This is a genomic window from Mesorhizobium kowhaii (assembly GCF_003253745.1).
GTDB classification, from domain to species: domain Bacteria; phylum Pseudomonadota; class Alphaproteobacteria; order Rhizobiales; family Rhizobiaceae; genus Mesorhizobium; species Mesorhizobium kowhaii.
In genome coordinates this window covers 79,959-105,794 of record NZ_MZXV01000056.1, presented here as the reverse complement: position 1 = coordinate 105,794, position 25,836 = coordinate 79,959, and the positions used below count along the sequence as shown (strand labels likewise).

The following is a 25,836-nucleotide window of genomic DNA, read 5'->3' as shown; positions in this document are numbered from 1 at the left end:
GGCGCTATCGTTCAGAAATAACCGTCCGACGCGGCCGTGGCTTCCTTGGGGATTTCGACGCCGTCGATCAGGATCTTGTCGACCAGTTCGTGGTGGAAGCAAACCAGCCCCTTGATGCGCTCCGCCTCGTGCACCGGCTCAGGATAGTACCAGACGAGGTTTTCGTGGCGCTTGGCCTTGGTCGTCACGTGATAGTAGCTGGAGATGCCCTTGTAGGGGCAGCGCGAGATGTAGCGGCTGGGCGCGAACATATCGAGCCGCGTGTCGGAGATCGGCAGATAGTGGCGCACCGGATGGCCGGTCTCGAACAGGAACACGCCACGGCGTGAATCGGCGACCAATTCGCCGTCGAGAATGACCTGCACGCGCCGCGACGACGGCAGGCAGTCGACACGACGGAACGGATCGCGGGCATGGACGAAGATCTCCTCGTCCTCCTCGAACCAGTGGCCCATCTTGCTCCAGTAGAACGACATATAGTCGGCGAGCGGCGGGCAGCCTTTCACCGGATCGGCGTAGCGCCAGGCCGCGTCCTCGACCAGGGTCACGCCGGTGTTGAGCGAATAGTGGGTCGCCACGCCCTTGAACTGGCTCTCGGTCGTCATCGTGCTCGGCAGCAGGAACTCCTCGCGCACGTCGCTCATCGGGAAATAGTAGACCGGCAGATGGTCGGACTCGTAGAGCACCAGCGCGTTGACCGTGTCGGCGACCGTCATCGACCCGACCTGCACGCGCAGCCGCTTCTGCGTCGGCATGGTGAAGGCGACATAGCCCGGCTCGAAATCATATTGGGTGATGCTGTCGAGCAGCGGAAAATGCGGCCCGCGGCCGCGCAGGTGGCGCTTGCGAATGGTACTCTCCCGTTTCTTTTCTTTTATGATCGGGCGCTGGCGCACGATCAGCTCAATGACACGCGATCGAGCAGCAGCCCGGCAGCGATCGGCGGCAAGCCGCTGACATTCTTGCGCACCGGCACCAGCAGATCGGGGAAATAGCTGAAAATGACAGGCGTTTCGTCGAGCAGCAGTTTCTGGATGTCGGAGGCGGCACTGCGCTGTGCGCCAACATCGAGCGCTTTCAGGTAGCTGGTGACCATGCCGTCATAGGCCGGGCTCTTGAAATGCGCCGCGTTCCAGGGTCCGTCGCTGACCAGCGGGCTTTTGAGGAAGACGTTGGGCACGCTGCGATGCGCGTAGTCGGTGATGCCGAGCGGGCTGTCCAGCCAGTCCGACTGGCCGAACACCGCCTTGCCGTAATACTTGTCCTGGTCCTCGATGTTGAGCGCGATGCGGACGCCGATTTCCTTGGCGAAATTCTGGAACAGCTGCGCGTAGCCGGGAATGTCGGAATAGCGCAGCGTCGTCAGCGTGATGTCGAAGCCACCGGCAACGCCGGCTGCTTCAAGCAACTGCCTGGCCTTGGCGATATCCTGGACGCGCTGCGGCACCGTCTTGTCGGTCGCGGGGAAGGCCGGCGCGAACGGGCTGTCATTGCCGGTCGCCGCCATGCCGCGGCACAGGCCATCGACCAGCTTGGAGCGGTCGATGCACAATGCCAGCGCCTGGCGCGCGCGCTTGTCGGTGAACGGGCCGGTGTCGCAGCGCATGTGCAGCTGGCGGTGCGCGGTCGAGGCGACACGCAGCACGGTGATGTCGGGGCTGTTGAGCACGACCTGGCTGACATCGAGCGGAACCGCGTCGAGGATGTCGACCTCGCCAGCCTGCAGCGCCAGGATGCGCGGCTGCACGTCGCCATAGAATTTGAATTCGAGACGGTCGGGCAATGCCTTCTCGCCCCAATAATCGGGGTTGCGCACGAAGGTCGCGCCGACCTTCGGCGTGTAGGTCTCCAGCCGGAATGGTCCGGTGCCCTCGAAGGTCTTTTCGTAGTCGCCCTTGTAGCTCGCCGGCAGGATGACGGCGTTGTAATTGTCGATCGACACCGAATAGGGAAAGCTGCCGTTCGGCGCATCGAGATGGAAGGCGACGGTGTGATTGTCGACCTTCCGGGTGCCGCCCTTCGACAGCAGGCCCTTGAACACCGACAGCGCGTTCGAGGCGCCGCTGGGGTCGGCCAGCCGGTCGAAGGTCGCGACGACGTCGTCGGCCTTGAAGTCCTCGCCATTGTGGAATTTCACGCCCTTGCGCAGCTTGAAGGTCCACACGCTGCCGTCCTCGTTCGGCGCCCAGCTTTCCGCCAGCACCGGCTTCAAGGTGAGGTCCGGCTGAGTGATGCAGAGAAACTCGGCGGTCTGGAAAACCAGCTGGTAGCTGCCGCTGTCATAATAGGTGACGGGATCGATGGCGCCGCCCGGCGTGGCGACGCCGGCGCGCACGGTGCCGCCGGGCTTGCCCTCGGCGCGTGCCTGCTGCGTGCCGAGGCCAGCGGCGGCAACGAGGCTGCCGAGGAATGGCAGGGAGAGGCCAAGCACGGTGCCATGGCGCAGGAAATCGCGCCGGTCCATCCTGCCGGCGAGCAATTCATCGACAGCGGAATTTTCGATTGCTGTGAGATTTCTGCGAGCGACGTCGATCATCCTGAAATGCTTTGGCATGGCTGCATTCCTCGCTTGGCTTGGGTTTTGTCATCTAGTTCATTGTTGACTGCCGCCGGAAAGCGATATTTTTTGATAGGGGTCATCGAAATTTTCGATGCGAGGGGTGAGCCATGGACACTGAAAATCTGCGCAGCTTTCTCGAAGTTGCCACCCATGGCAGCTTCACCGTCGCGGCCAGCCGGCTGAACCTTGCCCAGTCCACTGTCAGCGCGCGGATCCGCGGGCTGGAGGAGCAGCTGGGGCGCCGGCTTTTCGTGCGCGATCGCGATGGCGTGACGCTGACGCCGGCCGGCCGGCAGTTCCTGCCGCACGCCTCTTCCATCACCCGCACCTGGGAGCAATCCAGGCAGGACATCGCCGTTCCCGATGGCTATGAGACCTTGCTGCGGCTGACCGCGCCCGCCTATCTGTGGGACCGCATCACCTCGCCATGGGTCGAGTGGATGCGCGCCAGGCGGCCGAACGTGGCGCTGCGGTTAGAGGGCAGTTTCCCGGATCTGGCGATCGATCAACTGGCGGAAGGTCTGCTCGACATCTGCATCCTTTATCTGCCGCGCCCGCATCCCGGCATCGTCTACGAAACGCTGGCGGTCGATCAGGTCGTGCTTGTCCAGCATGCCGCGCAGACGAAACCGTGGACCGAAAACTACATCCTGATGGATTGGGGGCTGGAGTTCCGCATCGAGCACGACCGCGCCTTTGCCGGCATGGTGAAGCCGGCCATCTCGGCCGGACTGGTCTTCATCGGGCTGCAGCATGTGCTGTCGCAGCACGCGGCGGCCTATCTGCCGCTCAGTGCCGTCAGCACCCATATCGAGCGTGGCGAAATGAGGCGCATCGACAACGCGCCGGTGTTCCAGCGGCCTATCTACCTCGCCTATCCCTCGAATCCCGTCTCGTCGGATGTCCTGGATGTCGCGCTCACCGGACTGCGCACGCTGGCCAGAGACTGGGCGGAAGGTCAGGGCTTTTCGGAAGGCGACCGTTCCCTGGGCATGACCGGCCGGATGTGACAGGCCAGGCCATATCCATGGCCAGCCCGCTATGCCGGTTCGGTCATCACTTCCTTCTGTAGCCTCGCCAGTTCGGCGTAGGGAATGTGGCAACGGATCGAGTGGCCCGGCTGCGCTTCGGCCAGCGGCGGCTCCTGCTGCTCACAGATCGCCCCGATCTTGCGCGGGCAGCGTGTGTGGAACACGCAGCCCGACGGCGGGTTGGTGGCGCTGGGGATTTCGCCGTCGAGGCGAATGCGCGCCGTCTCGGTCTGATCGAGCTTGGGCACGGCCGACAGCAGCGCTTCGGTATAGGGATGATGCGGCCCGGAAAAGACGTCTTCCGACGGTCCGAGTTCCATGATCCGGCCGAGATAGAGCACGGCGATCTTGTCCGAGAGGTAACGCACCACGGCAAGGTCGTGCGAAATGAAGATGTAGCTGACGTCTTCCTTCGACTGCAGGTCGGCGAGCAGATTGAGGATGGCCGCCTGCACCGACACGTCGAGCGCCGATGTCGGCTCGTCGCACACCACGATGCGCGGGTCGCCGGCGAAGGCGCGCGCGATGGCGACACGCTGCTTCAGCCCGCCCGAAAGCTGGCGCGGCTTGACGGCGAGGTGCCGGTCAGTCAGCCGCACCGAGCGGACGAGGTCGTTGAGGCGGGCCTCCAGCGCCTTGCCGCTCAAGCCCGCCAACCGCTTCAGCGCGCGGCCGATCAGGTGCCGGATCGAATGCGAGCGGTTGAGCGCCGAGTCGGGATTCTGGAAGACGATCTGCATTGCCTTGATCTGGTCGTCGCTGCGGTTTTCCAGCCGCGGCGCCAGCGCCTTGCCCTCGAGTTCGATGGTGCCGCCTCCATCTGGTGGCACCAGGCCGAGCAGCAGCCTGGCGAACGTCGTCTTGCCGCTGCCGGATTCACCAACCAGCCCAAGCGTCTCTCCCGGTCGCAGATCGAGCGACACGTCCTTCACGGCGCGCAGCGCATGGCCATGGCTGGTATAGGTCTTGTTCAGCCCCGCGACCCGCAGCACCGGTGCTGCTGCCGCCTTTGGTGCAGGCGCAACGTCGCTCGGGGTTGCGCGTGGCAGCGCCTGCGCCTTCTCGTGATAGAAGCAGCGCGACAGCCGGCCGCCCAGATCGTAAAGCGGCGGCAATTCGCTGCGGCAGCGGTCGTCAGCGAGCGCACAGCGGTCGGCAAAGGCACAGCCCTTGATCTCAGCACCGATGCCGGGCAGGAAACCCGGAATGGTGTCGAGCCGACCCTGATCCTTGCGCTGGCCGCCGCGTGGCAGGCAGCGCAGCAGCGCCACCGTATAGGGATGGCGCGGATCGTTGAACACGACCTCCGTCGGTCCTTCCTCCACCAGCATGCCGGCATAGAGCACGCCGACCCGGTCGCACATGTTGGAGACGACGGCGAGGTTGTGGCTGATGAACAGGATCGAGGCCGACAGCTCCTGCCTGAGCTGCGCGATCAGGTCGAGCACTTCGGCCTCCACCGTCGCGTCGAGACCGGTCGTCGGCTCGTCGAGGATCAGCATCGATGGATCGTTGGCCAGCGCCATGGCAATCGCCACGCGTTGCTGCATGCCGCCGGAAAGCTGGTGTGGATAACGCTGCATGACGCTTGTCGGGTCGGAGATGCGCACCCGGTTCAGCATGGCGATTGCCTTGTCGGTGGCCGCCTGTCCCGTTATGCCGCCTAGCTCGAAGATCTCGGTCAGCTGGCGGCCGATGCGGATCGACGGGTTCAGCGCCTTGCCCGGGTCCTGGTAGACCATGGAGACGCTTTCGGCCCGCGCCCGCCTGAGCGCTTCGGCATCCAGCTTCATCACGTCCTGGCCGTCGAGCGAGATCGCACCGCCGGTGATCGAGCCGTTTCTCGGCAGATAGCGCACGACGGTGAGCGCCACGGTGGATTTGCCGCAACCGGATTCGCCGACCAGCCCGTAGGCTTCGCCCTGGCCGATGTTGAGGCTGAGGTTGCGCAGCACCGCCCGATTGCGGCCGGCGACGCGGTAGGCAACCGACAAATCGTGCAGTTCGAGGGCGTTTTCTGCCTTGGCGGACTTAGTCATTGAGCGCTCCGTGAACGCCGTCGGCCGCCAGATTGACACCGATCACCAGCGAGGCGATGGCGAGCGCGTCGAACAGCACCGTCCACCAGAAACCGCCGCCGATCATGCCGTAATTGTTGGAGATCGAGAGCCCCCAGTCGGGCGAGGGCGGCTGGATGCCGAAGCCCATGAAGGAGAGCGTGGCGACCGCGAAAATGGCGTAGCCGAGCCGCACGGTGGTTTCGACCAGGATCGGTGGGATGACGTTGGGCAGGATCTCGACGAACATCGTATGCAACGCGCTTTCGTGCCTGAGCTGCGCGGCGGCGACATAGTCGAGTTCGCGCTCGGCGAGCACCGCGGAGCGCACGGTGCGCGCGATGATCGGCGCGAAGCTGAGGCCGATGACGACGATGACCGTCGTCTTCGATGTGCCGAGCGCCACGATTGCCAACAGCGCGACGATGACCACCGGGATCGCCATGAAGGCTTCCAGGATGCGGCTGACGACATCGTCGACGAGGCCGCGAAAATAGCCGGTGAGCAGGCCGAGCGCCGTGCCGGTCACTGTCGCCAGCAAGGTAGCCAGGGGGGCGACGGTCAGGATGTCGCGCGAGCCGACGATGACACGCGAGAAAACGTCGCGGCCGATCTGGTCGGTGCCGAACCAATGTTCGGCAGAAGGCGGCGCCAAGGCGTTGAGGATGTCGTCGGCAAGCGGGTCGTAGGGCGCGAAATGCTCGCCGAACAGCGCGCAGGCAACCCAGAACAGCACGATGGCCAAACCCGTCAGGAACGTGCCGGAGCGCAGCAGGGAGAAAAAGACCTCCGCCAGCGGGCCGCGCCTGCGCGTGTCGTCGGGTGTGGGGGAGGTGGTTTGGACAGCGCTCATTGATCTGACCCCAGCCGGATGCGCGGATTGAGCACGGAATAGAGAAAGTCGGCGACAAGCGTTGCCACCGCATAGACGATGCCGATGGTGAGAATTCCCGATTCCAGCATCGGGAAATCCTTGCCGCGCGCCGCGGTGAAGATCAGCGAGCCGATGCCCTGGTAGCGGAACAGCGTCTCGATCACCACGAGGCCGCCGATGAGATAGCCGGTCTGCGTCGCGATGACAGTGATGGTCGGCAACAGCGCGTTGCGCAGCACATGCCGCCAGATCACCGTGCGCCACGGCAGGCCCTTGAGCACGGCGGTCCGTGTGTAGTCGGAATCGAGCGCCTCGATCATGCCGGAGCGCGCCATGCGGGCGATGTAGCCGAACAGCACCAGGAACAGCGGCAGCGAAGGCAGGATCAGATAATAGAGCTGGGTGAAGAAGCCGGCATTGCGCGGCCATGCGGCTGATATCGGCAGCCAGCGCAGCCAGACGCCGAAAATCAGGATCAGGATGATGCCGGTGACGAATTCCGGCAGCACCGTCACCGACAGGCCGCCAAGGCTGATGATGCGGTCGAGCGGCCGGTTGAGATTGAGCGCCGCGATGACGCCGCCAAGGATGCCGATCGGCACCACCAGCACGAAGGCGACCGCCGCCAGCTTCATCGAATTGCCGAGCGCATCGATGACGAAGGGCGCGACCGGCGAGCGGAAGATATAGGACGTACCCATGTCGCCCTGGACGAAGTTCGAGATCCAGCCCCAGTACTGCGCCAGCAGCGGGCGATCGACACCGAGCGTGTGATTGAGCGCGTCGACGGCACGCTGATCGGCGAACGGGCCCAATATCGCGCGTCCGACATTGCCGGGCAGCACCTGGCCGCCCAGGAACACCATGATGCTGAGCAGGAACAGCGTCACCAGCGACAGCGAGACACGCCGGACAAGGAAGGAGAGAATGGCTAAGACTCCTTGTGGAGCCAGCCCCCATGAGGGAGCTGGCTGTTACAGGATTGGCTTTCCCTTTCCGTTCAGGCCTTCGATGCCTTGTCGAGGAACAGCTGAGACATCGCGGTCGGCTGTACGCCGGCCACGCCTTTCGCCGTCGCCGTCAGATAGTCGTAGAAATAGCCGAAGATGACCGGCGTTTCTTCGAGCAGCAGGTTCTGGATCTTGCCTGCCGTCGCCTTCTGCGCCTCGAGGTCGAGTGCGGCGATGTAGCTGGTGGCGAGCGCGTCGTAGTCCTTGTTCTTGAAATGCGCCGCGTTCCAGGTGCCGTCGCTTTTCAGCGGTGCTGCGAGATAGACATTCGGCACGCCGCGGTGACCGTAGTCGGTGATACCCATCACCGAATCCAGCCAGTTCGATTTGCCGAACACCGCATCTCCGTAATAGCCGCCCTGGTCGAGAATGTTGAGTTCGAGCTCGATGCCGATCTCCTTGACCCAGTTCTGGATGAGCTGGGCGTATTCGGGGATTTCCAGATAGCGCTCGGTGGTCAGCGTCACCTTGAAGCCCTTGCCGGCGCCGGCCGCTTCCATCAGCTGCTTGGCCTGCGCGATATCCTGCTTGCGCTGCGGCACGCTCGCATCGGTCGAGGGATAGGCCGGAGCGAACGGGCTGTCATTGCCTGGCGAAGCCCGGCCTTTCATCAGGCCGGCAACCAGCTTGTCACGGTCGAGGCTGAGTGCGATGGCGCGGCGCACGCGCGGGTCCTTGAATGGGTCCGAATCGCAGCGCAAATGCAGTTGCTGGTGAGCGACCGACTTCAGGCTGATGATGTCGACATTCGGGTCATTGAGCAGCGCGACGCCGGACAGCACCGGCAACTGGTTGATGATGTCGACCTGTCCGCCCTGCAGTGCGAGGATCTGCGGCTGCGTGTCGGTAAAGAAGGTGAACTCGGTGCGCTCCGGCAACGCCTTCGGGCCCCAATAGTCTTCGTTGCGGACGAAGGAGGCGCCGACCTTTGCCGTGTATTTCTCGATCTTGAACGGCCCGGTGCCGTCGAAGCTCTTCTCGTAGTCGCCCTTGTAGCTCGCCGGGATGATGACGGCGTTGTAATTGTCGGACGACAGCATGTAGGGGAAGTTGCCGTTCGGGGCGTCGAGGTGGAATTCCACCGTGTAGTCGTCGACCTTCTTGCTGGCGCCCTTCTGCAGGATGCCGGTGAACACCGACAGCGCGTTGGACGAGTTTGCCGGATCGGCAAGGCGGTCGATGCTGGCCACGACATCGTCGGCCTTCATCTCGCCGCCGCTGTGGAATTTCACGCCCTTGCGCAGCTTGAAGGTCCACACGGTGCCGGTGTCGTTGGGCTTCCAGCTTTCGGCCAGTGCCGGCTGCAGCACGAGGTCGGGACCGTCGACGCAGAGGAACTCGGCAACCTGCTGCATGACCAGCAGGCCGCCGGCGTCCGCGATGGTGACCGGGTCGATCGTCGCCGCCGGCACGCTGCTGGCGACACGGATGGTGGCGCCGGGTGCACCCTGGGCGCGCGCCAGCGACGGCATGCCGCCGAGGCCGGCGGCCATGCCGATACGGCCCAGCAGCGGCAGCGACAGGCCGAGCAGGCTGCCGTGGCGGATGAAGTCGCGGCGGCTGACCCTGCCGTCGACGAGGCCATCGATCAGGTGATTTTCAAGCGGCGAGCGATTGCGCCGGATCAGGTCGAGAATGTGATAATTCTTGCTCATGGGTTTTTACCCTTTCCCCTATGTTCTTATGACTGACGATTTTTGCGGATAGCTCCATTTTCCGGCCGCCAGGGTAGCCCGTTGACCGGACTGTAGCATGCGGTTTTGCCCGGTCCATCCAGTCGTTGGCGTGGATGCGCCGGATTCTTGGCTGCACTGCTTTCACCCGTCTTTGTCCAACCTTCCCGACCGAAGTCGCGGCGGTTGGCTTCTCGTCTCTTGGCCGCTTGTCTTGGTCGCCTGCCGTCATCTAGTTCAGCGGCAAACGGCGATAGGTTCCGGGCTTTGCCGGGTCATGATACTTGTTGCACGGTCCTTTCTCGGTAAAGTCTCTGTGACAGGCGGCGAGGTTTTCCCGCGACAACGTGATGCCGAGACCGGGGCCTTCCGGCACGCGCACGACGTTGTTTCTGGGCGAAAATGGCCCTTCCTCGGTGACATCCATCGGCAGCATGCGAAACAGCGACTGGTTCGGCTCCCTGATCCAGCCGAGTGCCGCGCACAGATGCAGATAGGCCGCGCTGCCGATGCCGCTGTCGCCGCTGTAGCACCAGAAATCGATGCCGGCGTGCTCGCAGGCGCCGACGAAACGCAGCAGGCGCCCGATGCCGCCATGCGTCGTCGGGTTGCCGACGAAGGCGTCCGGAACCTTAGTTTCCATGGCGCGGGCAATGTCGATGTTGTGGGTCGAGAACGGGATCGAGCAATGGCGCCGCAACTCGCGCATCTCCTCGATGGTCGCCACCGGGTCCTCCCAGTTGCGCACGCCCAGCTCCTCCAGCGGCCGCGCAAGGCGACGCGCCGTCGCCAGCGAATAGGCCTGGTTGGAATCGATGCGGATCATCGCATCGTCGCCAAGTTTCTTGCGGATCAGCTCGACCATCCTGAGCGAGATTTTCGGATCCTGCGTCGAAAACTTGCCTTCGAAGAAGGTCGTCCCATGGGTCTCATGCAGTTCGACGCAATATTCGGCGACTTCTTCCGGCGTCGTCTCGCCCTTCACCTTTGGTCCGTCGCCGCGCTGCGAGAAATAGTCGGTGAACGGGATGTCCTTACGCACGGCGCCACCGAGCAACTGGTAGAGCGGCCGGTTCCACGCCTTGCCGCGCAGGTCCCAGAACGCCATCTCGATGGCGCCGAAGGCCATGATGCGGGTGCGGTCGTTGATCGACTGCACGCCGGTCCAGTAGGGCAGGCAGACATTCTCGGCGCCGGCGATGTCGAAGGCATCGCGGCCGACCAGCCGTGGCGCCAGGACATCATTGATGATCGCGGCCGCCGCCGGTGTCGGCGCTTCGCCGAGGCCGATCAAGCCATCCTCGGTCTCGACCTCGACGATGGTTGGCGAAAACCCGTCGAGCTCGCCGAACACCCAGGCGTAGGGCGCCTCGAGGCGCAGGTTGATCGGCGTCGCGGTAATGCTGCGGATTTTCATCTCAGCGGCCGACCTCGAAGAACGGCGCGCCGAGCAGGTCGGGAACGACATCGATGCCGAGACCCGGTCCATCCGGAATGCCCATGCGGCTGCCGGTGACCGGCGGCTTGTTCGACGCCGTGCGCACCGTCACCCATTCGTGGAAGGCGATGGCATGCAGGCGGCGTTCTTCAGGCGTCGACAGCGACAGATGCGCCATTGCCGCGGTGTCGATCTCGGCACCGCCAGTGTCCTCGACGGTGATCATGAAATCGAGGTCGACGGCGAGATCGCGGATCTGCCGCGTTTTCGTCACGCCGCCAAGCCGCGAGATCTTCAAGGTCAGCCCGTCGGCGGCACCCTTGCGATGAATATCGAGCATGTCATCGAGCGAGGCGACGGATTCGTCCAACACCATCGGCTTGTCGAGCGAGCGGCGCACCGACATGCATTCGTCGATCGTCGTGCAGGGCTGCTCGAACGTGTAGTCAATGGCCCGTGTCGCATCGGCAAATTGGCGCGCCTGGTAGGGCGTCCAGCCGGCATTGGCATCGCAGAAGATAACCGTGCCTTTCGGCACCGAAGCGGCGACCGCCGTCACGCGCTCGATGTCGTCATGGACATTACCGCCGACCTTGACCTGCAGCCGGTGGAAGCCGTCCTTGACGATCCGCTTCGCCAATGCCGCCATGGCGTCGACGCTGCCGTGGGTGACGACCTTGTAGAGTTCCGCCGTCTCGCTCTCCTGGCCGCCGAGCAGAGTGACCAGCGGCACGTCGGCGGCGCGCGCCGCCAGATCCCAGCACGCCATGTCGAGCGCCGACTTGATGTAGGGGTGGCCCTTGAACACCGTATCCATCAGCCGGCCGATGCTGGCCAGCCCGCGCGGATCGTGGCCGATGAGATGCGGCGCGATCTCGACCACGCCGGCACGAACGCCGGCAGCGAAGGCGGGTGAGTAGAAATTGCCGAGCGGCGCCATCTCGCCCCAGCCGGTCAAACCGCTGTCGGCGGTGATGGACACGATCACCGCATCGAAGGCGTTGGCAACGCGTCCCTTGGACATGCGGTAGGGCCCGTCCACGAAGGGCTGCACGACATGGTAGGCTTTTATGGTTTCGATCTGCACGTGTCTGTCCATTGTCTGTTATGTCGGGATGGGGCTGCCAGACTGACCGGGCTCAGCTGCCTCCCGGGCCGCTGCGCGCCGGGCTGGCGCGATCGGCTCTGCCGCCCTTGGACGTCCGCTGTTCGAGGCTGCGCGCATAGGCAATCAGTTCCTCGAAATCGAGGCCGATATGCTCCCTGGCATGGCGCTGCGCGGCGAGCATGTCCTTGCCCTTCAGCAACTGCACATAGGTCTCGTGCACATCTTCGGCTGGCACCGGCTCGTTGCGAGCATGCTGGTGGAGCGCAAAATACATCTGCAGCCGGCTGGTCAGCCGCTGCCAGGTATCGAGCAGCACCGAATTATCGGCCCATTCATAAATCAGCCCGTGCAGTTGCAGCGCGGTCTCGATCTGGCGCGTGGTGTCGAGCGCGCGCGTCGCCTGCTTCACCGTCTCGTGGCGACGGTCGAGCTCGTCGAAGAATCGCTGGTCGCGCAGCGGCCAGGTCTGCTCGATAGCGAATTCGTCCATCACCTTGTTGAACGAATAGGCATCGTCGATGTCCTTGGCGGTGACATCGATGACGAAGGTGCCGGCATAGGGAATGCTGGTCAGGATGCCTTCCTGCACCAGCTCGCGCATCGCCTCGCGCAATGGCGCGCGGCTGACGCGCATCTGTTCGGAGATCCGGAGCTCGTTGAGCTTCTGGCCCGGTTCCAGCTGGCCGGTCAGGATCGCGCGCCGCAACAGCGCGACGATCTCGGCGCGGCGCGTGGTGTCCGCGATCGGACTGAAATCCGCTTTGCCCATTCGGCCACTCCCAATGAAACCGAGAGCAAGACAAGCAGATTGCCGACAATCTAACAAGAGGTCATTTTCGGATTTTCGATTGCCTCATGTTGGGTGCACCTTCAACCGGCTGGCTGTCAGGCCGCGCGGCCGTAGAAACCGACCCGCTCCTCGTCGCTGAACATGACGCCGGGCTTCTCGTAGTAGGAAAACACCGCGATCATGCGCTCGCGCTCACCTTCGACGGTGGTGACGCGATGCGCGGTGTTCTTGCCGCGAAAGACGTTGAGCGTGCCCGGCTTCATGCGCAGGATCTTGGCTTCGGGGTCACGCCCTTCAAGCAATTTGGCGACGCCCTCATAGTTCGGATTGTCGTCGGACCGCAGGTCGGTGCGGTATTCGAGGTCGCCGCCGCGTTGCGACTGCTGCAAGAGCAGGGTGGTGGTGAATTCCGAACGGTCGAAATGCCAGTTGAGCGCTTCGCCGGCGCGATAGGCCATGACATTGGTGCGCGCCAGCGGATCCTGCATGACATGCAGCTTGCTCTTGCCCATCGCCGCCGCCAGGAAGCGCAGCAGCGGTTCGTATTCGTAGATGGCGAGCACGACGCTGCCGGGGATCTGGTCGGCACAGACGGTGTGGCTGATGGTCTCGACCTTGCGCAGCGCCGGATGGTCGGGCGCAAGCTCGGGGATGTCAGGCTTGAAATAGATGTTGTGCATGCGCTTGTGCACATGCGACCGCGCAGCCATGACCGGCTGGATTTCCTGCACGGCCTTTTCAGCGACGCCAGGCCGCAAAAACCCTTCGAGGTTGAACATGCCGTCGGCTTCGAGCGCCGCGATGGATTGTTCGACGAGGCGCTTCCATTCGGCGCTGCCTTCGCGGTCGAGCGGATAGCGGTCGAGATCGAGGATGTCTTTCATGGTTATAAGCTCCGAGGTTCTGAGCCTATGAGACGACAAAAAAATCTTTCTCTCAACGCGGAAAATAATTAGGATTGGGCAAGAAAAACTTTGGGAGATCGATGTGGAACGGCTGCCACCGCTGAATGCGATCAAGGCTTTCGAGGTCGCGGCGCGCGCCGGCAGCTTCACCTTGGCCGCGACCGAGCTTGGCGTGTCGTCGGCGGCGGTGAGCCAGCAGATCCGCAATCTCGAAACCTGGTTCGGCAAGCAGTTGTTCGTGCGCAGCGGCAACCGCATCACGCTGACCGACGCCGGCCACGCCATCTATCCGCAGACCGCGCGGGCGCTGGGCGACATCGCGGCGATCGGCCAGCGTATGCTGGAAGGCGGCTTGCGGACGCGCCTTGTCGTCAGCGTGCCGTTCTCGCTGGCCGAATTGTGGCTGGCGCCGAAGCTCGCCGAGCTTCTCGATGCCTTCCCGCAGATGGCGATCGATGTCCGGGTCGAGGACGATCCGGTCGACCTGATGCGCCAGAACATCGATCTGCGCATCAGCTATGGCGACTATCACTATCCCGGATTGAAGCTCGTCCGGCTTGTCCATGATGACGTCTTGCCGGTCTGCGCGCCCGAATTCTGGCACAGGCATGGCAATGGCGATCCGGGTCTGGCGGATCTGCATGAAAGCCTGTTTATCCACACCAATTGGGGGCCGAATTATGCCTCGCACCCGACCTGGGCCGATTGGTTCGCGGCATCCGGCGGCAGTCGCTCGCCCGACCCGTCGCATGGGCGGCGCGTCGGCCTGTCCAGCCTGGCAATCACCTCGGCGAGGCTGGGTCTGGGCATTGCCCTTGGCCAGCGGGTCATGGCGCGCGCCGATCTGGAGGCAGGCCGCTTGATCGCGCTCTCATCCGTCTCGGTCCGCCTCGGGCATCCCTATTGCGCGTTCATGCCGCCGGCCAAGGCCGACCGTGCCGATGTCGCGGGTCTGGTCGAGCTGCTCACGAAAGCGGCGCCCGCGACCTGTGGGCAGGTCGGGGCGCCGCGCTGAAGCCGGACCTGACGGGGGTGTTCAGGTGGCCGGCTTTTCCGGCAGCGGAGAAATCGGCATTCCGGGTCCGATCTTCTGCAGATTGCCTGTTATCACCTGATCGCCTTCGGCCACGCCGGTCAGGATCGCCACCTGGTCGCCGCTGGTCGGGCCAAGCGAAACCAGCCGCTGGTCGACCGTGTTGCCCTTGCCGACGACGTAGAGATATTTGCCGAGCTGGCTCGATCCGAGCGCCGTCTGGGGCACCATCAGCGCATCGGCCTGCTGCTTCACATGCAGCCGGACACGGACATATTGGCCCGGCAGCAGCGTGAACTTGCCGTTGCCGATTGTCGCCCGTGCCGTGATGGTGCCGGTCGAACGGTCGACCGAATTGTCGATGAAGGTGAGTTCACCCTTCTGGCTGGCTTTGGTCTGGCCGGGAAGCAGGACCTCGACTTCGATCGGACCAGCCGCACGGGCCTGCTCGATTTCGGCCAGATCCGTCTCGCTCGGATTGAAGGTGACGTAGATCGGATCGAGCTGCACCAGCGTGTTGAGCACGGTGCCGGCAACGCTGACCAGCGTTCCGACCGAGGCCTGGTTGCGCCCCAGGCGTCCGGGGAACGGCGCGCGGATTTCGGCATAGCTCAGATTGAGCTCGGCCGTGCGGACCGCCGCCTGGTTGAGTGCCAGCGATGCCTGTGCCTCGCGCAAGGTGCTGGTGCGCTGGTCGAAGCCGTCCTTGGCAAGATAGCCGCTCTTGGCAAGCTCGGTGCCGCGGCCGAGATTGGACCGGGCATAGTCGAGCGTTGCCGTGTCGCGCTGCACCTGCGCCCTGGCCTGGTCGAGAGCCGCCTGGAAGTCATCAGGTGAGATCTTGTAGAGAAGATCGCCTTGGCGGACGTCGACGCCGTCAGCAGCGGTCTGCTCTTGCAGATAGCCTGGAATTCTGGCCTGCAAGGTGATGTTACGGATCGGCTCCGTCCGCGCGGCATAGTCGAGGTAGATCGGGATCGTCTTCTTGACGACGCTGACCACCGGCACCGGCATGACGAACGCCGCAGGCGCGGGCGCCGCACCAGCCGTGCCGGCATTGAGGCTGACATTGCCCATGTCGAGCAGATGGACGCTGGCCACCGAGATCGCTCCCAGCGCGACAGCCGTTCCCAACGCGATTTTCCATTTACGCATGATTAGTCTCCAATCTTATTCGGCCGCTTCCGCCAGGGGAGGGAAGGCGGTTTCGGCAGTTGGTTCAGTGTGTTCAGCGGTGGGCTCGTCATTGCCACGGCGTTCGCGCAGCTGTTCGATGACCGCGTAGAAGACCGGCACGAACACCAGCGACAGGATGGTCGCCGCGACCATGCCGCCAAAGACGGTGGTGCCGATCGACTGACGGCTTGCGGCACCGGCGCCGGTGGCGAACATCAGCGGCAGCACGCCGAGGATGAAGGCGAAGGCCGTCATCAGGATCGGCCGCAGCCGCAGCCGTGCTGCCTCCATCGCCGCGTCGACGATGCTGAGGCCCTCCTCGCGTCGTCGCCGGGCGAATTCGACGATCAGAATGGCGTTCTTGGCCGCCAGGCCGATCAGCATGACGAAGCCGATCTGCGAGTAGACGTCGATCTGCATGCCACGCGCCCACAGCACCGCGAACGCGCCGAACAGAGCGAGCGGCACCGCCAAGAGCACCATGAACGGCATTGCCCAGCTCTCATACTGCGCCGCCAGGATCAGGAAGACGAAGACGATGGCGAGGCCGAAGACGACGGACGCGATCGATCCTGCCTTGAGCTCCTGGAAGGTGATGCCGGTCCATTCGAAACCGAAATCCCTGGGCAGCGCGGTTGCGGCGGCCCGTTCCATCGCGGCGACCGCCTGGCCAGAGGAGAAGCCCGGAGCGGCACCGCCATTGATCGAGGCCGACGCGTTGTTGTTGTAATGCGGCACGGTTTCCGGGCCGACGAACGGCACGAGTTTGCCCAGCGTGCTCAACGGCACCATGCCGCCGGAGGCATTGCGCACATAGAGCCGCGAAATGTCGGCGGCGCCCGCACGTGCATCCTTGTCAGCCTGGATGGTCACCCGGAAGGTGCGGCCGAACAGGTTGAAATCGTTCACATAGAGCGAGCCGAGATAGATCTGCAGCGTGTTGAACACATCCGGCAGGTTAAGGCCGAGCAGTTTCGCCTTGCTGCGGTCGAGGTCGTAGTTGAACTGCGGCGTCGAGGTCGAGAACGGCGAAAACAGCTGCTGCGGATTGATCTCCGGCTGCTTGCGCGCCTCGGCGATCACGGCTTGCGTCGCATCGTTGAGGGCTGAGCTGCCGCGGCCGGTGAGATCCTCGACGACGAATTCGAAGCCGCCCGTGGTCCCGATGCCGGGGATCGAGGGCGGATCGAAGCTCAGCGCAAAGGCTTCCGGAATCTGCAGCAGCTTGCCGCGCACGTCGGCGACGAGCTTCGACGCGCTCTGGTCGGGACTGCGCTCCTCCCAAGGCTTCAGGATGGCGAATTCGACCGCCGAATTCGACTGCGCCGCACTGGTCAGGAAGTTCAGGCCACTGATCGAACCGACGATGTCGACACCGGGGGTCGCTTGCAGGATGTCACGCGCCTTCTTCGCCACCGCGTCGGTGCGCTCCAGCGAAGCACCGTCGGGCAGCTGGATGACGACGAAGAAGTAGCCCTGGTCCTCGACCGGAAGGAAGGTCGAGGGCAGGCGCTGCCAGACGAAATAGGTCGCGACCAGTCCGGCCGCGAACAGCCCAAGCATGATCCAGCGCAAGCGGATGAGAATGCGCACGCCGTGGGCATAGGCATGCGACAACCGGTCGAAGCCTGTGTTGAACCAGCGGAACAGCACGAACTGCGTTGGCTGGCGATGCCGCAGGAAGGCGGCACTGAGCGCGGGGCTCAATGTCAAAGAGTTGAAGGCGGAGATGCCGACGGAGATCGCCACCGTCAGCGCAAACTGGTTGTAGAGCTTGCCGGAGACGCCGGGAATGAAGGCGACCGGCACGAACACCGCCATCAGCACGGCGGTGGTGGCGATGATCGGACCGGTGACCTCGGCCATCGCGGCCTTAGTCGCCGCCAGCGGTTTGAGCCCGGCCTCCAGCTGTCGCTCGACATTCTCGACCACGACGATGGCATCGTCGACGACGAGGCCGATCGCCAGCACCATGCCGAGCAGGCTCAGCATGTTCAGCGAGAAGCCAAGCATCTCCATGACGACGAGCGTCGCCACCAGCGACACCGGAATGGCGATGGTCGGGATGATCGTCGTACGCCAGCTTTGCAGGAAGATGAACACCACGGCGACGACGAGGACCAGTGCTTCGCCGAGCGTGATCAGCACGTCATGCATCGACGCCGAGACGAAGCGGGTCGTGTCGTAGTGCATCGCATAGGAGACGCCCTTCGGGAAACGGCCCGACAGCTCCTGCATCTTGTCCTTGACGCGCTGCTGCAAATCGAGCGCGTTGGAGCCGGGCATCTGATAGACGGCAAGCACCACGGTCGGATCCTTGCCGAAGAACGCCGACGAGGAATATTGCAGCGCGCCGAGTTCGATGCGGGCGACGTCGCGCAGCCGCACCAGCGAGCCGGTATCCGTGTTGGCGCGCACGACGATGTCGCCGAACTCCTTGGGATCGCTCAAGCGGCCGACTGCGTTGACCTGCATCTCGAAGGCGGTGCCGGCCGGGGCCGGCGACTGACCGATCTTGCCGGCCGCCACCTGGACGTTCTGCTCGGCAATCGCGTTCTGGACGTCGACGGCGGTGATGCCGAGATTGGCGAGCTTGTCCGGGTCGAGCCAGACACGCATCGAATAGCGCCGCTCGCCGAAGATCTGCACGTCGCCGACACCGGGCAGCCGCTTCAGCGGATCGACCACCTGCAGATAGGCAAGATTGCTCAGCGCCACCGGATCGACGGAACTGTCCGGCGAGGTCAGGTTGACGATGAGGACGAAGTTCGGATTCTGCTTCTTGATCGTCACGCCGCCCTGGTTGACGATCGCCGGCAGCGACGAGGCCGCTTGCGAGACGCGGTTCTGGACGTCGACGGCGGCGGTGCTCAGGGAGTAGCCGACATCGAAGGTGATGGTGATGGTCGAGGAGCCGTCATTCGAGCTCGTCGACGACATGTAGGTCATGCCTTGCACGCCGTTGATCTGCTGCTCCAGCGGCGTTGTCACCGTATCGGCCACCACCTGCGCGCTGGCGCCCGGATAATGGGCGCTGACCACGACCTGCGGCGGTGTGATGTCGGGAAACTGCGAAACGGGCAGCAGGAAATAACAAATCGTCCCGGCAAGCACCATGATGATGGCGATCGCCGAGGCGAAGATCGGACGGTGGATGAAAAAGTTTACCACGACACGCACGCCTCCCCGGCTGCTCTTGCCTTGCCGAAGGCGCTGGCAACCCTGGACAGCCTTTGGCCGCGCCCATCACCGGGCTCTTCCAGCGAACGCAGCAGCGACACCTCGCGGCGCTGCGCATCGGCGAGCGAGCGCAGCATCCTCTCGAAGGCGCGCGGGTCGACGCCATCTGCTTTCATGACCAGCCGGATCATCGGATCCCGGACGGCTTCATCTATGGTAAGATCGCGGCGCTGTGGCATTGGCCGGCTCCTTGTCTTGTCGGTTCGCAGCCCATGCTCGCGAACCGTTTTCATCTCTTCACCGGCCCAAGCCGCATGACCTGTAATTTTTCGCCCATCTCTATCTGGTAGGACCAGTTCACGGTCTTGTGATTGACGGAAGGCGACATAGGTGTTACCAGTAAGTAACATTCGTGACGTTACAGACCGGTAACACCCTAGTCAAGAGGCGTACCGAGGGATTTTTGGGAAACCAAGGAGGTTTTGATGGAAGACGGCACTGTGGAACGCGCTCGCCCCCGGGACAGGATCCTGGAGACGGCGCAGGACATGTTTCACAAGCATGGCATCAAGGGCGTCGGCATCGACGCGATCACTGAGGCCGCCGGAACCAACAAGATGACGCTCTATCGTCATTTCGATTCCAAGGACGATCTCATCATCCAATGCCTGCGCGCCACTGCCTGCAAGGCTGGTGCAATGTGGGAGAAGTTCGAAATCGAGCACCCCGGCGACAAGCTGGCGCAGCTGCATGCCTGGGTTCGCATGGCCGCTGATTGCCTGACGGCTGACGGCCGCGGCTGCGACATGGCCAACGCCGCCATCGAGTTGAGCGAAACCGATCATCCGGCCAGGCGCGTGATCAAGGAACTCAAGGAGGCCCAGCGCGATCGCCTTGTGACGCTGTGCCGGGATGCCGGCATCGGCCAGGCCGAACTGCTCGCCGATACGCTGTCGCTTCTGCTTGAAGGCGCCCGTGTCAGTGTTCAAAGTGTCGGTACGGAAGGCCCCAGCGCGCAATTTGTCCGCATGGCGGAAGGGCTGATCGTTTCCTTCCGGGGCACTGCAGCCGGCTGAATTCTCCGCAGTAGCTAACGGCCCTTATTCGATCTCGTGACCGAGAACGAACGATGCCTCACGTCTTCTGGCGTGAGCAACGCCGCAACCGTCGCCGACTGGAACGAAAAAAGCCCGCTGCCGGGAGGAGGTGGCAGCGGGCTCGATTTCGAGTGTGGCGCGGGAGGAGGTGCACCCCACTCAGCGTCGGCATCTCATCTGGGAGGAGTAGATGGCCGACAACCAGAAGCTATGACGTGCCTAACGATTCGGCAATCGTGGATCGTGCATAGCAGCTGTGCAGATTCGCTGTATCACCCGCGAAAGTTGTCGAGTGTGACCAGAAAAGCTCAGCTTGCCTCATTGTACCGGAACGTTTTCCCGGAAGATCAAGCGCGGCTCGATGAACTTCCGCGTCAGATAGGGCGCCGAGGATGCAATCGAACCAAGCAGGCGAATGACCGACTGTTCGGCGATCAGCCTGGCATTCTGGTCGATGACGACATCGAGCAGGTCGTCGACGAGATAGCCGCGGGTGTCCCGGGTGAGATCGTGACAGATGAACACCGGCTTGCGGTTGGGCCTGGCTTCCCTGATCGCCTTTGCAACGCCCGAGTGTCCGGCTCCGACGCAATAGATGCCGAGCAGTTCGGGCTCGTTGTGCAGCGCCTTCATGGTCTCGGCATAGCTGACGTCGGGCTCGTCGTTGATCTCGACGGCGCTGCTGACGGTCAGGTTGGGAAACTCTTCATTGAGCACCGAGCGAAAACCCATTTCGCGTTCTTCATGACCGCGATAGGAGCGCGAGCCGACGACCATCGCCAGATGGCCGGTGCGGCCGCCGAGGAAGCGGCCCATCAACAGCGCCGCCGTTCGTCCCGCCACCCGGTTGTCGATGCCGACATAGGCCGATCGCGGTGCTGCCGGAACATCCGACACCAGCGTCACCAGGCGCATGCCGGCGTCGACGATGTCGCGCAGGATGTTGCGCGTGCGCGGATGATCGACGGCGATGACACCGACGCCATTGGCCCTGAGCGAGAGGTTTTCGACAGCGGTCTGCAGCGCGTTCGGTGAGATCCCGGCGAGGTTGTGGATCCGGCACGAGGCGACAAGCGGCAGCCGCGCGGCGTAGTCCTCGATATGTCCGGCGAGATCGCGCATAAAGGCATTGCTGCCGATCGGCAGCAGGAATTCGAGATGGGCGGGCCGCGAGGGCAGCGTCACCTGATCGGCGACCGGCAGATAGCCGAGCTGCTTGGCGGCCTCCATGACGCGCTGCCGGTTGGCGGCACTCGCGCCCGGCCGGTTGTTGAGCACTCTGTCGACCGTTGCGGTCGACAGCCCGCAGTTACGGGCGATATCCGAGACGGTGGCTTTCATGCCGCAACCCTATGTGCCGATGCGATGCCGCGCCAGACGAGCGATGCGATTTGAGGTGACGGCTGATTGCCGCCCATCAGCCGGACGGTTATTCGGCTGCCTCGACAGGACGGCTTCGGCCCTTCCTCAGTGCGATGGCTTGCCATCTGCGATGGCATCGCGGATTTCCTTGTCCGACATACCGGTGATGATCCGCTCGACTTCCGCCACGCTGGTCTTCTTCGGATCGATGTCGTCGGCAACCACCTTGCCCCGGCGCATGACGACGATGCGATCGACCACCTGGAAGACATGGTGGATGTTGTGGGCGATGAAAATGCAGGAATGGCCGGAATCGCGGGCGTTGCGCACGAAGCTCAGCACGCCCTGCGTTTCGGCGACGCCGAGATTGTTGGTCGGCTCGTCGAGAATGATGAGGTCGCTGTCGAAATGCATGGCGCGCGCGATCGCCACCGCCTGGCGCTCGCCGCCGGAGAGTGAGCCGATCGGTGTCGTTGGCGGGATGTTCTTCGAGATGCCGACCTGCTTGAGCAGGTCGCGCGCGACCGTGTTCATGGCGTCCTGGTCCATCCGGTTGAGGAAGCGCGGCGGCTTGATCGGCTCGCGTCCGAGGAACAGGTTGCGGGCGATCGACAATTGCGTGACCAGCGCCGAGTCCTGATAGATCGTCTCGATGCCGTGGGCGATGGCGTCGCTGGTGTTGCGCAAGCTCACCTTCTTGCCGCGGATGAAGATGTCGCCGCTGGTCAGCGGAACGGCGCCTGAGAGCACCTTGATCAGCGTCGACTTGCCGGCGCCATTGTCGCCGAGCAGGCCGACGATCTCCCGTTCATTGACATGGAAACTGACGTCCTCGAGTGCCTGCACGCGGCCATAGGACTTGCGGATGTTCTGCATGCGGATCAGTGGCTCGGCCATGGTTCAAGTCCCTGCCTGATGCCGGCGTTCCAGCCATGAATGGAGCGCCATCATGCCAAGGATGATCGCGCCGATGAAGATGTTGTAGGCAAGGCCGGGCACGCCGATCAGCACGATGCCGTTGCGCATGACGCGCAGGATCAGGATGCCGAGCACGGTGCCGATGATCGTGCCGCGCCCGCCGGTCAGGGCCGTGCCGCCGATCACCACCATGGCGATGACTTCCAGCTCATACCCGGTGCCGCTGTTGGGGTTAGCCGCCGAGGTGCGCAGCGAAGAGATGACGCCGGCGAGCGAGGCCATCAGTGATGACAGCACGAACAGGCCGATCTTGACGCCGCTGACATTGACGCCGCGGGCGCGCGCCGCATTGGGATTGCCGCCGGCCGCCTGGATCCAGTTGCCAGTGCGGCTTTGCGTCAGGACATAGCCGAGCGCGATGGCCGCGGCGATGAACCAGAACAGCGACATGTAGATGCGGAACGGCCCGATGAAGAAGTCGCCGACCAGCGCCTCGGCCAGCCAGCTGCCTTCCGCGCTCCAGGTGCGCTGCGGAAAACCGTCGGTGACGAAAAGGGCGGTGCCGCGCACCACCAGCAGCATGCCGAGCGTCACCAGGAAGGACGGGATCTTGAGCTGTGTGACGAACCAGCCGTTGACCAGCCCGATGAAGGCGGCGACCAGCAGGGCTGCGACAAAGCCGACCTCAAGCGACGTGAGGCCGCTGTTGAACAGCGTCCACATCAGCACCGGAGAGAAGCCGAACAACGAACCGACCGAAAGGTCGAACTCGCCCGACGTCATCAACAGTGTCATCGCCAGCGCGATGAGGCCGAGTTCGACCGTGAAGGCCAGCGTGTTCGAAATGTTCTGCGGCGACAGGAAGTCGTGGTTGATGCTCCAGAAAACGGCGATCTCGATGACGAGCAGGACCAAGGGGCCGAATTCAGGCCGCGCGATCAGGCGTTGGATGAGCGAACGATGTTCCACGAGCACCTGCGATATGATTGGAAAGGCTGAGCCCCGAACATCCGCATGCGAAGGGCTCGGCGAAAATGGGACGTCAGTCGCGACCGCCGGGGCAGTCGCGACTGCTAGGGTTGGGGATGTTATTTACCGGACAGGATCTTGTCGTAGACGCCGGCGGTGTCCTTTTCATAGAGCGCGCCAGTGATGACGTTGAAGCCCGGAGGAATGCCGCCTGCGGCCATGTTGGCCAGTGAGAGCGCGACATAGCTTGTCGCCTGCGGGTCCTGCCACTGGCCGGCATTGACATAGCCGTTCAGCACTTCCTGGGTGGTGTCGAGCGAGTTGCCCCAGCCGACGACCGGGATTTCGCCCGGCTTGATGCCGACCTGGTCGAAGACCCGCTTGATCGAGCCGGTCACCAGGTCGCCGAGGCCGATGATCGCCTTGACCTTGGCCTTGTTGGCGGTGAGGTAGTCGACCATGCGGTTGATCACTTCGGCCTGGTCGAGCGTGGCTTCGGTGATCTCATAGGTGATGCCGAGCGGTCCGAAGACGCTCTTGATGCCTTCCTCTTCCTGGACGCCATAGGTGGCGCCGGGGACCTCGACCGGCATCCAGACGAAATCGCCCTTCTTCACCAGGCCTTTGTCGACCAGATACTGCGCCCAGTGCTTGCCGAAGGTGACGTTGTCGCCGCCGACGTAGGCGTTGAAATTGGCTTTGGGATCGGGCGTGTTGAAGTTGATGATCGGGATGTTTGCCGCGCGGGCTTCCTTGACGATCTCGACGAGGCTGCCCGGATCGGGGCTGGTGGTGACGATGCCGTCGGCCTTGGCGGAGAGGGCGGCGCGAACCGCTTCCTGCTGGGAGGCCACGTCGCCATTGTGGAACGATGTGTTGACGGTGTTGCCGGTGTCCTTGGCCCACTGCTTGGCGCCAGCCAGGAAGTAGGTCCACACCGGATCAGCCGGACCGCCATGCGAGATCCAGTAGAACGTCTTGGCCTGTGCCGCTGCTGGAATCACCATTAGCGCCACCAACAGGCCGTATAGAACGAGTCTTAGCCGTGTCAGCATTTGATTTCCTCCCGTTTGTAGATGGTCAGTTCCGAATCCGTCCCTTGTTCCGGCGACCGCCGGATTGCGTCTTTTTGCCAGCGCCGGTTGGATGCGTCAGAGCATCCCCTTTTTCGACGGATGGCAAGCCTCCATCTGCAGATGTAGTGGGCGCCTGACGGGGCGCCATCAACGGTCCCATCAGATTGCATCAGTTGAGGTGATTTTTCGCGTCAGTCGAAGGGTTGGCGTCGAGGATGCCGCCGGCTGACCTGGATCACTCCGGCAAGCCCCGCCATCGCGCCCATCAGCACCAGCGTCAGCCGCCGCACCTTGGCGGTCGGAATGCCGGCATGGGCGGCGGCTTGCGGGCAGAGGCCGCTAGATAAGGTTGGCCTTTGCCAGCTCGCGCATGAGATGGCTGGCGCCGTAGGTCCAGTGCGGGCAGTCGGGCGACAGCCGCACCCGGTTGACCAGCGCGCCGAATTTCTCCGACGAGATCGTGACGATGTCGCCGACCTTGTGGGTGAAGCCCTTGCCCTTTTCGCCGCGATCCTTCGATGGCACGAACATGGTGCCGAGATAGAGCGCCAGCCCGTCCGGATACTGGTGGTGCGGGCCCATGGCGGCGGCAACCAGCTCTTCCGGCGAGCGGCTGATCTCGGCCATCGAGCTCGCACCCTCCAGCGAAAACCCGTCCTCACCCTCGACCTTCAGGCGCACGACGGCTCGCTTGACGTCGTCGATGGAGAATGTGTCGTCGAACAGGCGGATGAAGGGGCCGAGTGCGGCCGAGGCATTGTTGTCCTTGGCCTTGCCAAGCAGCAGCGCCGAACGCCCTTCGACGTCGCGCAGATTGACGTCGTTGCCGATGGTGGCGCCGACGATCCTGCCGCTGCTGGCGGCGATCATGGCGATCTCGGGCTCGGGATTGTTCCAGGTCGATACCGGGTGAAGGCCGACATCGGCGCCAAAGCCGACCGAGGCCATCGGCTGGCACTTGGTGAAGATCTCGGCATCGGGACCGATGCCGACTTCCAGATATTGCGACCAGGCGCCGCGCGCGATGAGCTTGGCCTTGATCTCCATCGCCTCTGGCGAGCCGGGCTTCAGCTTCGACAGATCGTGGCCGATCAGCCCGGCGATGTCGGCGCGGATGGCGTCGGCCTTTTCCGCCGAACCGCGCGCCTGTTCCTCGATCACCCGTTCGAGCAGGCTGACGACGAAGGTGACGCCCGAGGCCTTGACCGCCTGCAGATCGATCGGGGACAGCAGGTAGGGTTTTTTCGCATCGCGCGTGGCCGCAAAACTATTGGCCGCGATGGCGTCGAGCGAGCCGATCGGTTTACCCTTGGCCGACCGCACATGGCCGGCAGGATCGGCCATCTCGCAGACATCACGCACGGTTGGTGCCGTGCTTGACGTGATGTCGAAGACGGTGCCATCGCGCACTGTGACCACCAAAGGATGCGAGACATCGCTGCTCCTGGCGCGGCCGACAAAAAGGCCCTCAGTGGGCAGGTGCGTCGGGTTGGTCATAGTGTTCGGTCCTCTGAAATAATCCAAAATGCGGCTGGCCGGATCGGCGCGGCACTTTCACCGGATTCCGGCCAAAGGTCTA

Annotated in this window: 21 protein-coding genes; 3 read left to right on the top strand and 18 right to left on the bottom strand. The window is 63.6% G+C overall.

Annotation, left to right across the window (positions count from 1 at the left end; genetic code table 11):
• Positions 1–11 precede the first annotated feature (11 nt).
• Both B5V02_RS26035 and B5V02_RS26030 read right to left on the bottom strand, forming a co-directional pair.
• Positions 12–809 carry a DUF427 domain-containing protein gene (locus tag B5V02_RS26035; RefSeq protein ID WP_425374420.1) on the bottom strand — a complete coding sequence of 266 codons (798 nt, stop codon included), beginning with the start codon at positions 807–809 and terminating at the stop codon, positions 12–14.
• Positions 810–898: 89 nt separating this feature from the next.
• Positions 899–2,554 (bottom strand): ABC transporter substrate-binding protein, encoded by a 1,656-nt coding sequence (locus B5V02_RS26030; RefSeq protein WP_111546914.1) that lies wholly within the window; start codon positions 2,552–2,554, stop codon positions 899–901.
• Positions 2,555–2,667: 113 nt separating this feature from the next.
• Here B5V02_RS26030 and B5V02_RS26025 point away from each other — a divergent pair, with 113 nt between their 5' ends.
• Positions 2,668–3,570 (top strand): LysR family transcriptional regulator, encoded by a 903-nt coding sequence (locus B5V02_RS26025; RefSeq protein WP_111546913.1) that lies wholly within the window; start codon positions 2,668–2,670, stop codon positions 3,568–3,570.
• A 29-nt stretch (positions 3,571–3,599) separates the two neighbouring features.
• Here B5V02_RS26025 and B5V02_RS26020 read toward each other — a convergent pair whose 3' ends face one another.
• From B5V02_RS26020 to B5V02_RS25985, 8 genes are all read right to left on the bottom strand, one after another.
• On the bottom strand, positions 3,600–5,630 hold the full coding sequence (locus tag B5V02_RS26020) for a dipeptide ABC transporter ATP-binding protein (RefSeq protein WP_111546912.1): 2,031 nt from the start codon (positions 5,628–5,630) through the stop codon (positions 3,600–3,602).
• Complete coding sequence (locus tag B5V02_RS26015) at positions 5,623–6,501, bottom strand: ABC transporter permease (protein WP_111546911.1); 879 nt, start codon at positions 6,499–6,501, stop codon at positions 5,623–5,625. Before B5V02_RS26015 ends, B5V02_RS26020 begins: the two co-directional genes overlap by 8 nt.
• Positions 6,498–7,451, bottom strand: a complete 954-nt coding sequence (locus tag B5V02_RS26010; protein WP_111546910.1) for an ABC transporter permease — start codon at positions 7,449–7,451, stop codon at positions 6,498–6,500. Before B5V02_RS26010 ends, B5V02_RS26015 begins: the two co-directional genes overlap by 4 nt.
• A gap of 71 nt (positions 7,452–7,522) precedes the next feature.
• Positions 7,523–9,187 carry an ABC transporter substrate-binding protein gene (locus tag B5V02_RS26005; protein ID WP_111546909.1) on the bottom strand — a complete coding sequence of 555 codons (1,665 nt, stop codon included), beginning with the start codon at positions 9,185–9,187 and terminating at the stop codon, positions 7,523–7,525.
• 250 nt (positions 9,188–9,437) lie between these two features.
• Positions 9,438–10,622: a mandelate racemase/muconate lactonizing enzyme family protein gene (locus tag B5V02_RS26000; RefSeq protein ID WP_111546908.1), complete on the bottom strand. Its 1,185-nt coding sequence runs from the start codon at positions 10,620–10,622 to the stop codon at positions 9,438–9,440.
• A gap of 1 nt (position 10,623) precedes the next feature.
• Positions 10,624–11,730 carry a mandelate racemase/muconate lactonizing enzyme family protein gene (locus B5V02_RS25995; RefSeq protein WP_111547196.1) on the bottom strand — a complete coding sequence of 369 codons (1,107 nt, stop codon included), beginning with the start codon at positions 11,728–11,730 and terminating at the stop codon, positions 10,624–10,626.
• 52 nt (positions 11,731–11,782) lie between these two features.
• Positions 11,783–12,520, bottom strand: coding sequence for a GntR family transcriptional regulator (locus B5V02_RS25990; RefSeq protein ID WP_111546907.1), 738 nt, complete (start codon positions 12,518–12,520; stop codon positions 11,783–11,785).
• Positions 12,521–12,636: 116 nt separating this feature from the next.
• Complete coding sequence (locus B5V02_RS25985) at positions 12,637–13,425, bottom strand: HalD/BesD family halogenase (RefSeq protein WP_111546906.1); 789 nt, start codon at positions 13,423–13,425, stop codon at positions 12,637–12,639.
• A 103-nt stretch (positions 13,426–13,528) separates the two neighbouring features.
• Between B5V02_RS25985 and B5V02_RS25980 the strand changes: the two genes are divergently transcribed.
• Positions 13,529–14,461, top strand: coding sequence for a LysR substrate-binding domain-containing protein (locus B5V02_RS25980; RefSeq protein WP_111546905.1), 933 nt, complete (start codon positions 13,529–13,531; stop codon positions 14,459–14,461).
• A 21-nt stretch (positions 14,462–14,482) separates the two neighbouring features.
• On the opposite strand, the gene B5V02_RS25975 is transcribed toward B5V02_RS25980, so the two are convergent.
• Genes B5V02_RS25975 through B5V02_RS25965 form a run of 3 tightly spaced genes read right to left on the bottom strand, consistent with a single transcriptional unit; the run spans position 14,483 to position 19,074 of the window.
• Positions 14,483–15,634 carry an efflux RND transporter periplasmic adaptor subunit gene (locus B5V02_RS25975; RefSeq protein ID WP_111546904.1) on the bottom strand — a complete coding sequence of 384 codons (1,152 nt, stop codon included), beginning with the start codon at positions 15,632–15,634 and terminating at the stop codon, positions 14,483–14,485.
• A 15-nt stretch (positions 15,635–15,649) separates the two neighbouring features.
• Positions 15,650–18,826: an efflux RND transporter permease subunit gene (locus B5V02_RS25970; protein ID WP_111547194.1), complete on the bottom strand. Its 3,177-nt coding sequence runs from the start codon at positions 18,824–18,826 to the stop codon at positions 15,650–15,652.
• A complete protein-coding gene (locus B5V02_RS25965) occupies positions 18,820–19,074 on the bottom strand; it encodes a hypothetical protein (protein WP_111547195.1) in 255 nt (84 codons plus the stop codon). Before B5V02_RS25965 ends, B5V02_RS25970 begins: the two co-directional genes overlap by 7 nt.
• A gap of 246 nt (positions 19,075–19,320) precedes the next feature.
• On the opposite strand from B5V02_RS25965, the gene B5V02_RS25960 reads away from it, so the two are divergent.
• The gene (locus B5V02_RS25960) at positions 19,321–19,911 is read left to right on the top strand and encodes a TetR/AcrR family transcriptional regulator (protein ID WP_111546903.1); all 591 of its coding nucleotides are present in this window, start codon (positions 19,321–19,323) and stop codon (positions 19,909–19,911) included.
• A 339-nt stretch (positions 19,912–20,250) separates the two neighbouring features.
• On the opposite strand, the gene B5V02_RS25950 is transcribed toward B5V02_RS25960, so the two are convergent.
• From B5V02_RS25950 to B5V02_RS25925, 5 genes are all read right to left on the bottom strand, one after another.
• Positions 20,251–21,273, bottom strand: a complete 1,023-nt coding sequence (locus B5V02_RS25950) for a LacI family DNA-binding transcriptional regulator (RefSeq protein ID WP_111546902.1) — start codon at positions 21,271–21,273, stop codon at positions 20,251–20,253.
• A 126-nt stretch (positions 21,274–21,399) separates the two neighbouring features.
• On the bottom strand, positions 21,400–22,191 hold the full coding sequence (locus B5V02_RS25945) for an ATP-binding cassette domain-containing protein (protein WP_111546901.1): 792 nt from the start codon (positions 22,189–22,191) through the stop codon (positions 21,400–21,402).
• Between the two features lie 3 nt (positions 22,192–22,194).
• Positions 22,195–23,181, bottom strand: a complete 987-nt coding sequence (locus B5V02_RS25940) for an ABC transporter permease (RefSeq protein WP_111547193.1) — start codon at positions 23,179–23,181, stop codon at positions 22,195–22,197.
• A gap of 119 nt (positions 23,182–23,300) precedes the next feature.
• Positions 23,301–24,236 carry a substrate-binding domain-containing protein gene (locus tag B5V02_RS25935; protein ID WP_111546900.1) on the bottom strand — a complete coding sequence of 312 codons (936 nt, stop codon included), beginning with the start codon at positions 24,234–24,236 and terminating at the stop codon, positions 23,301–23,303.
• Positions 24,237–24,596: 360 nt separating this feature from the next.
• Entirely contained in the window at positions 24,597–25,754 is a 1,158-nt protein-coding gene (locus tag B5V02_RS25925; RefSeq protein WP_111546899.1) for a fumarylacetoacetate hydrolase family protein, read from the bottom strand.
• Positions 25,755–25,836: the final 82 nt, after the last annotated feature.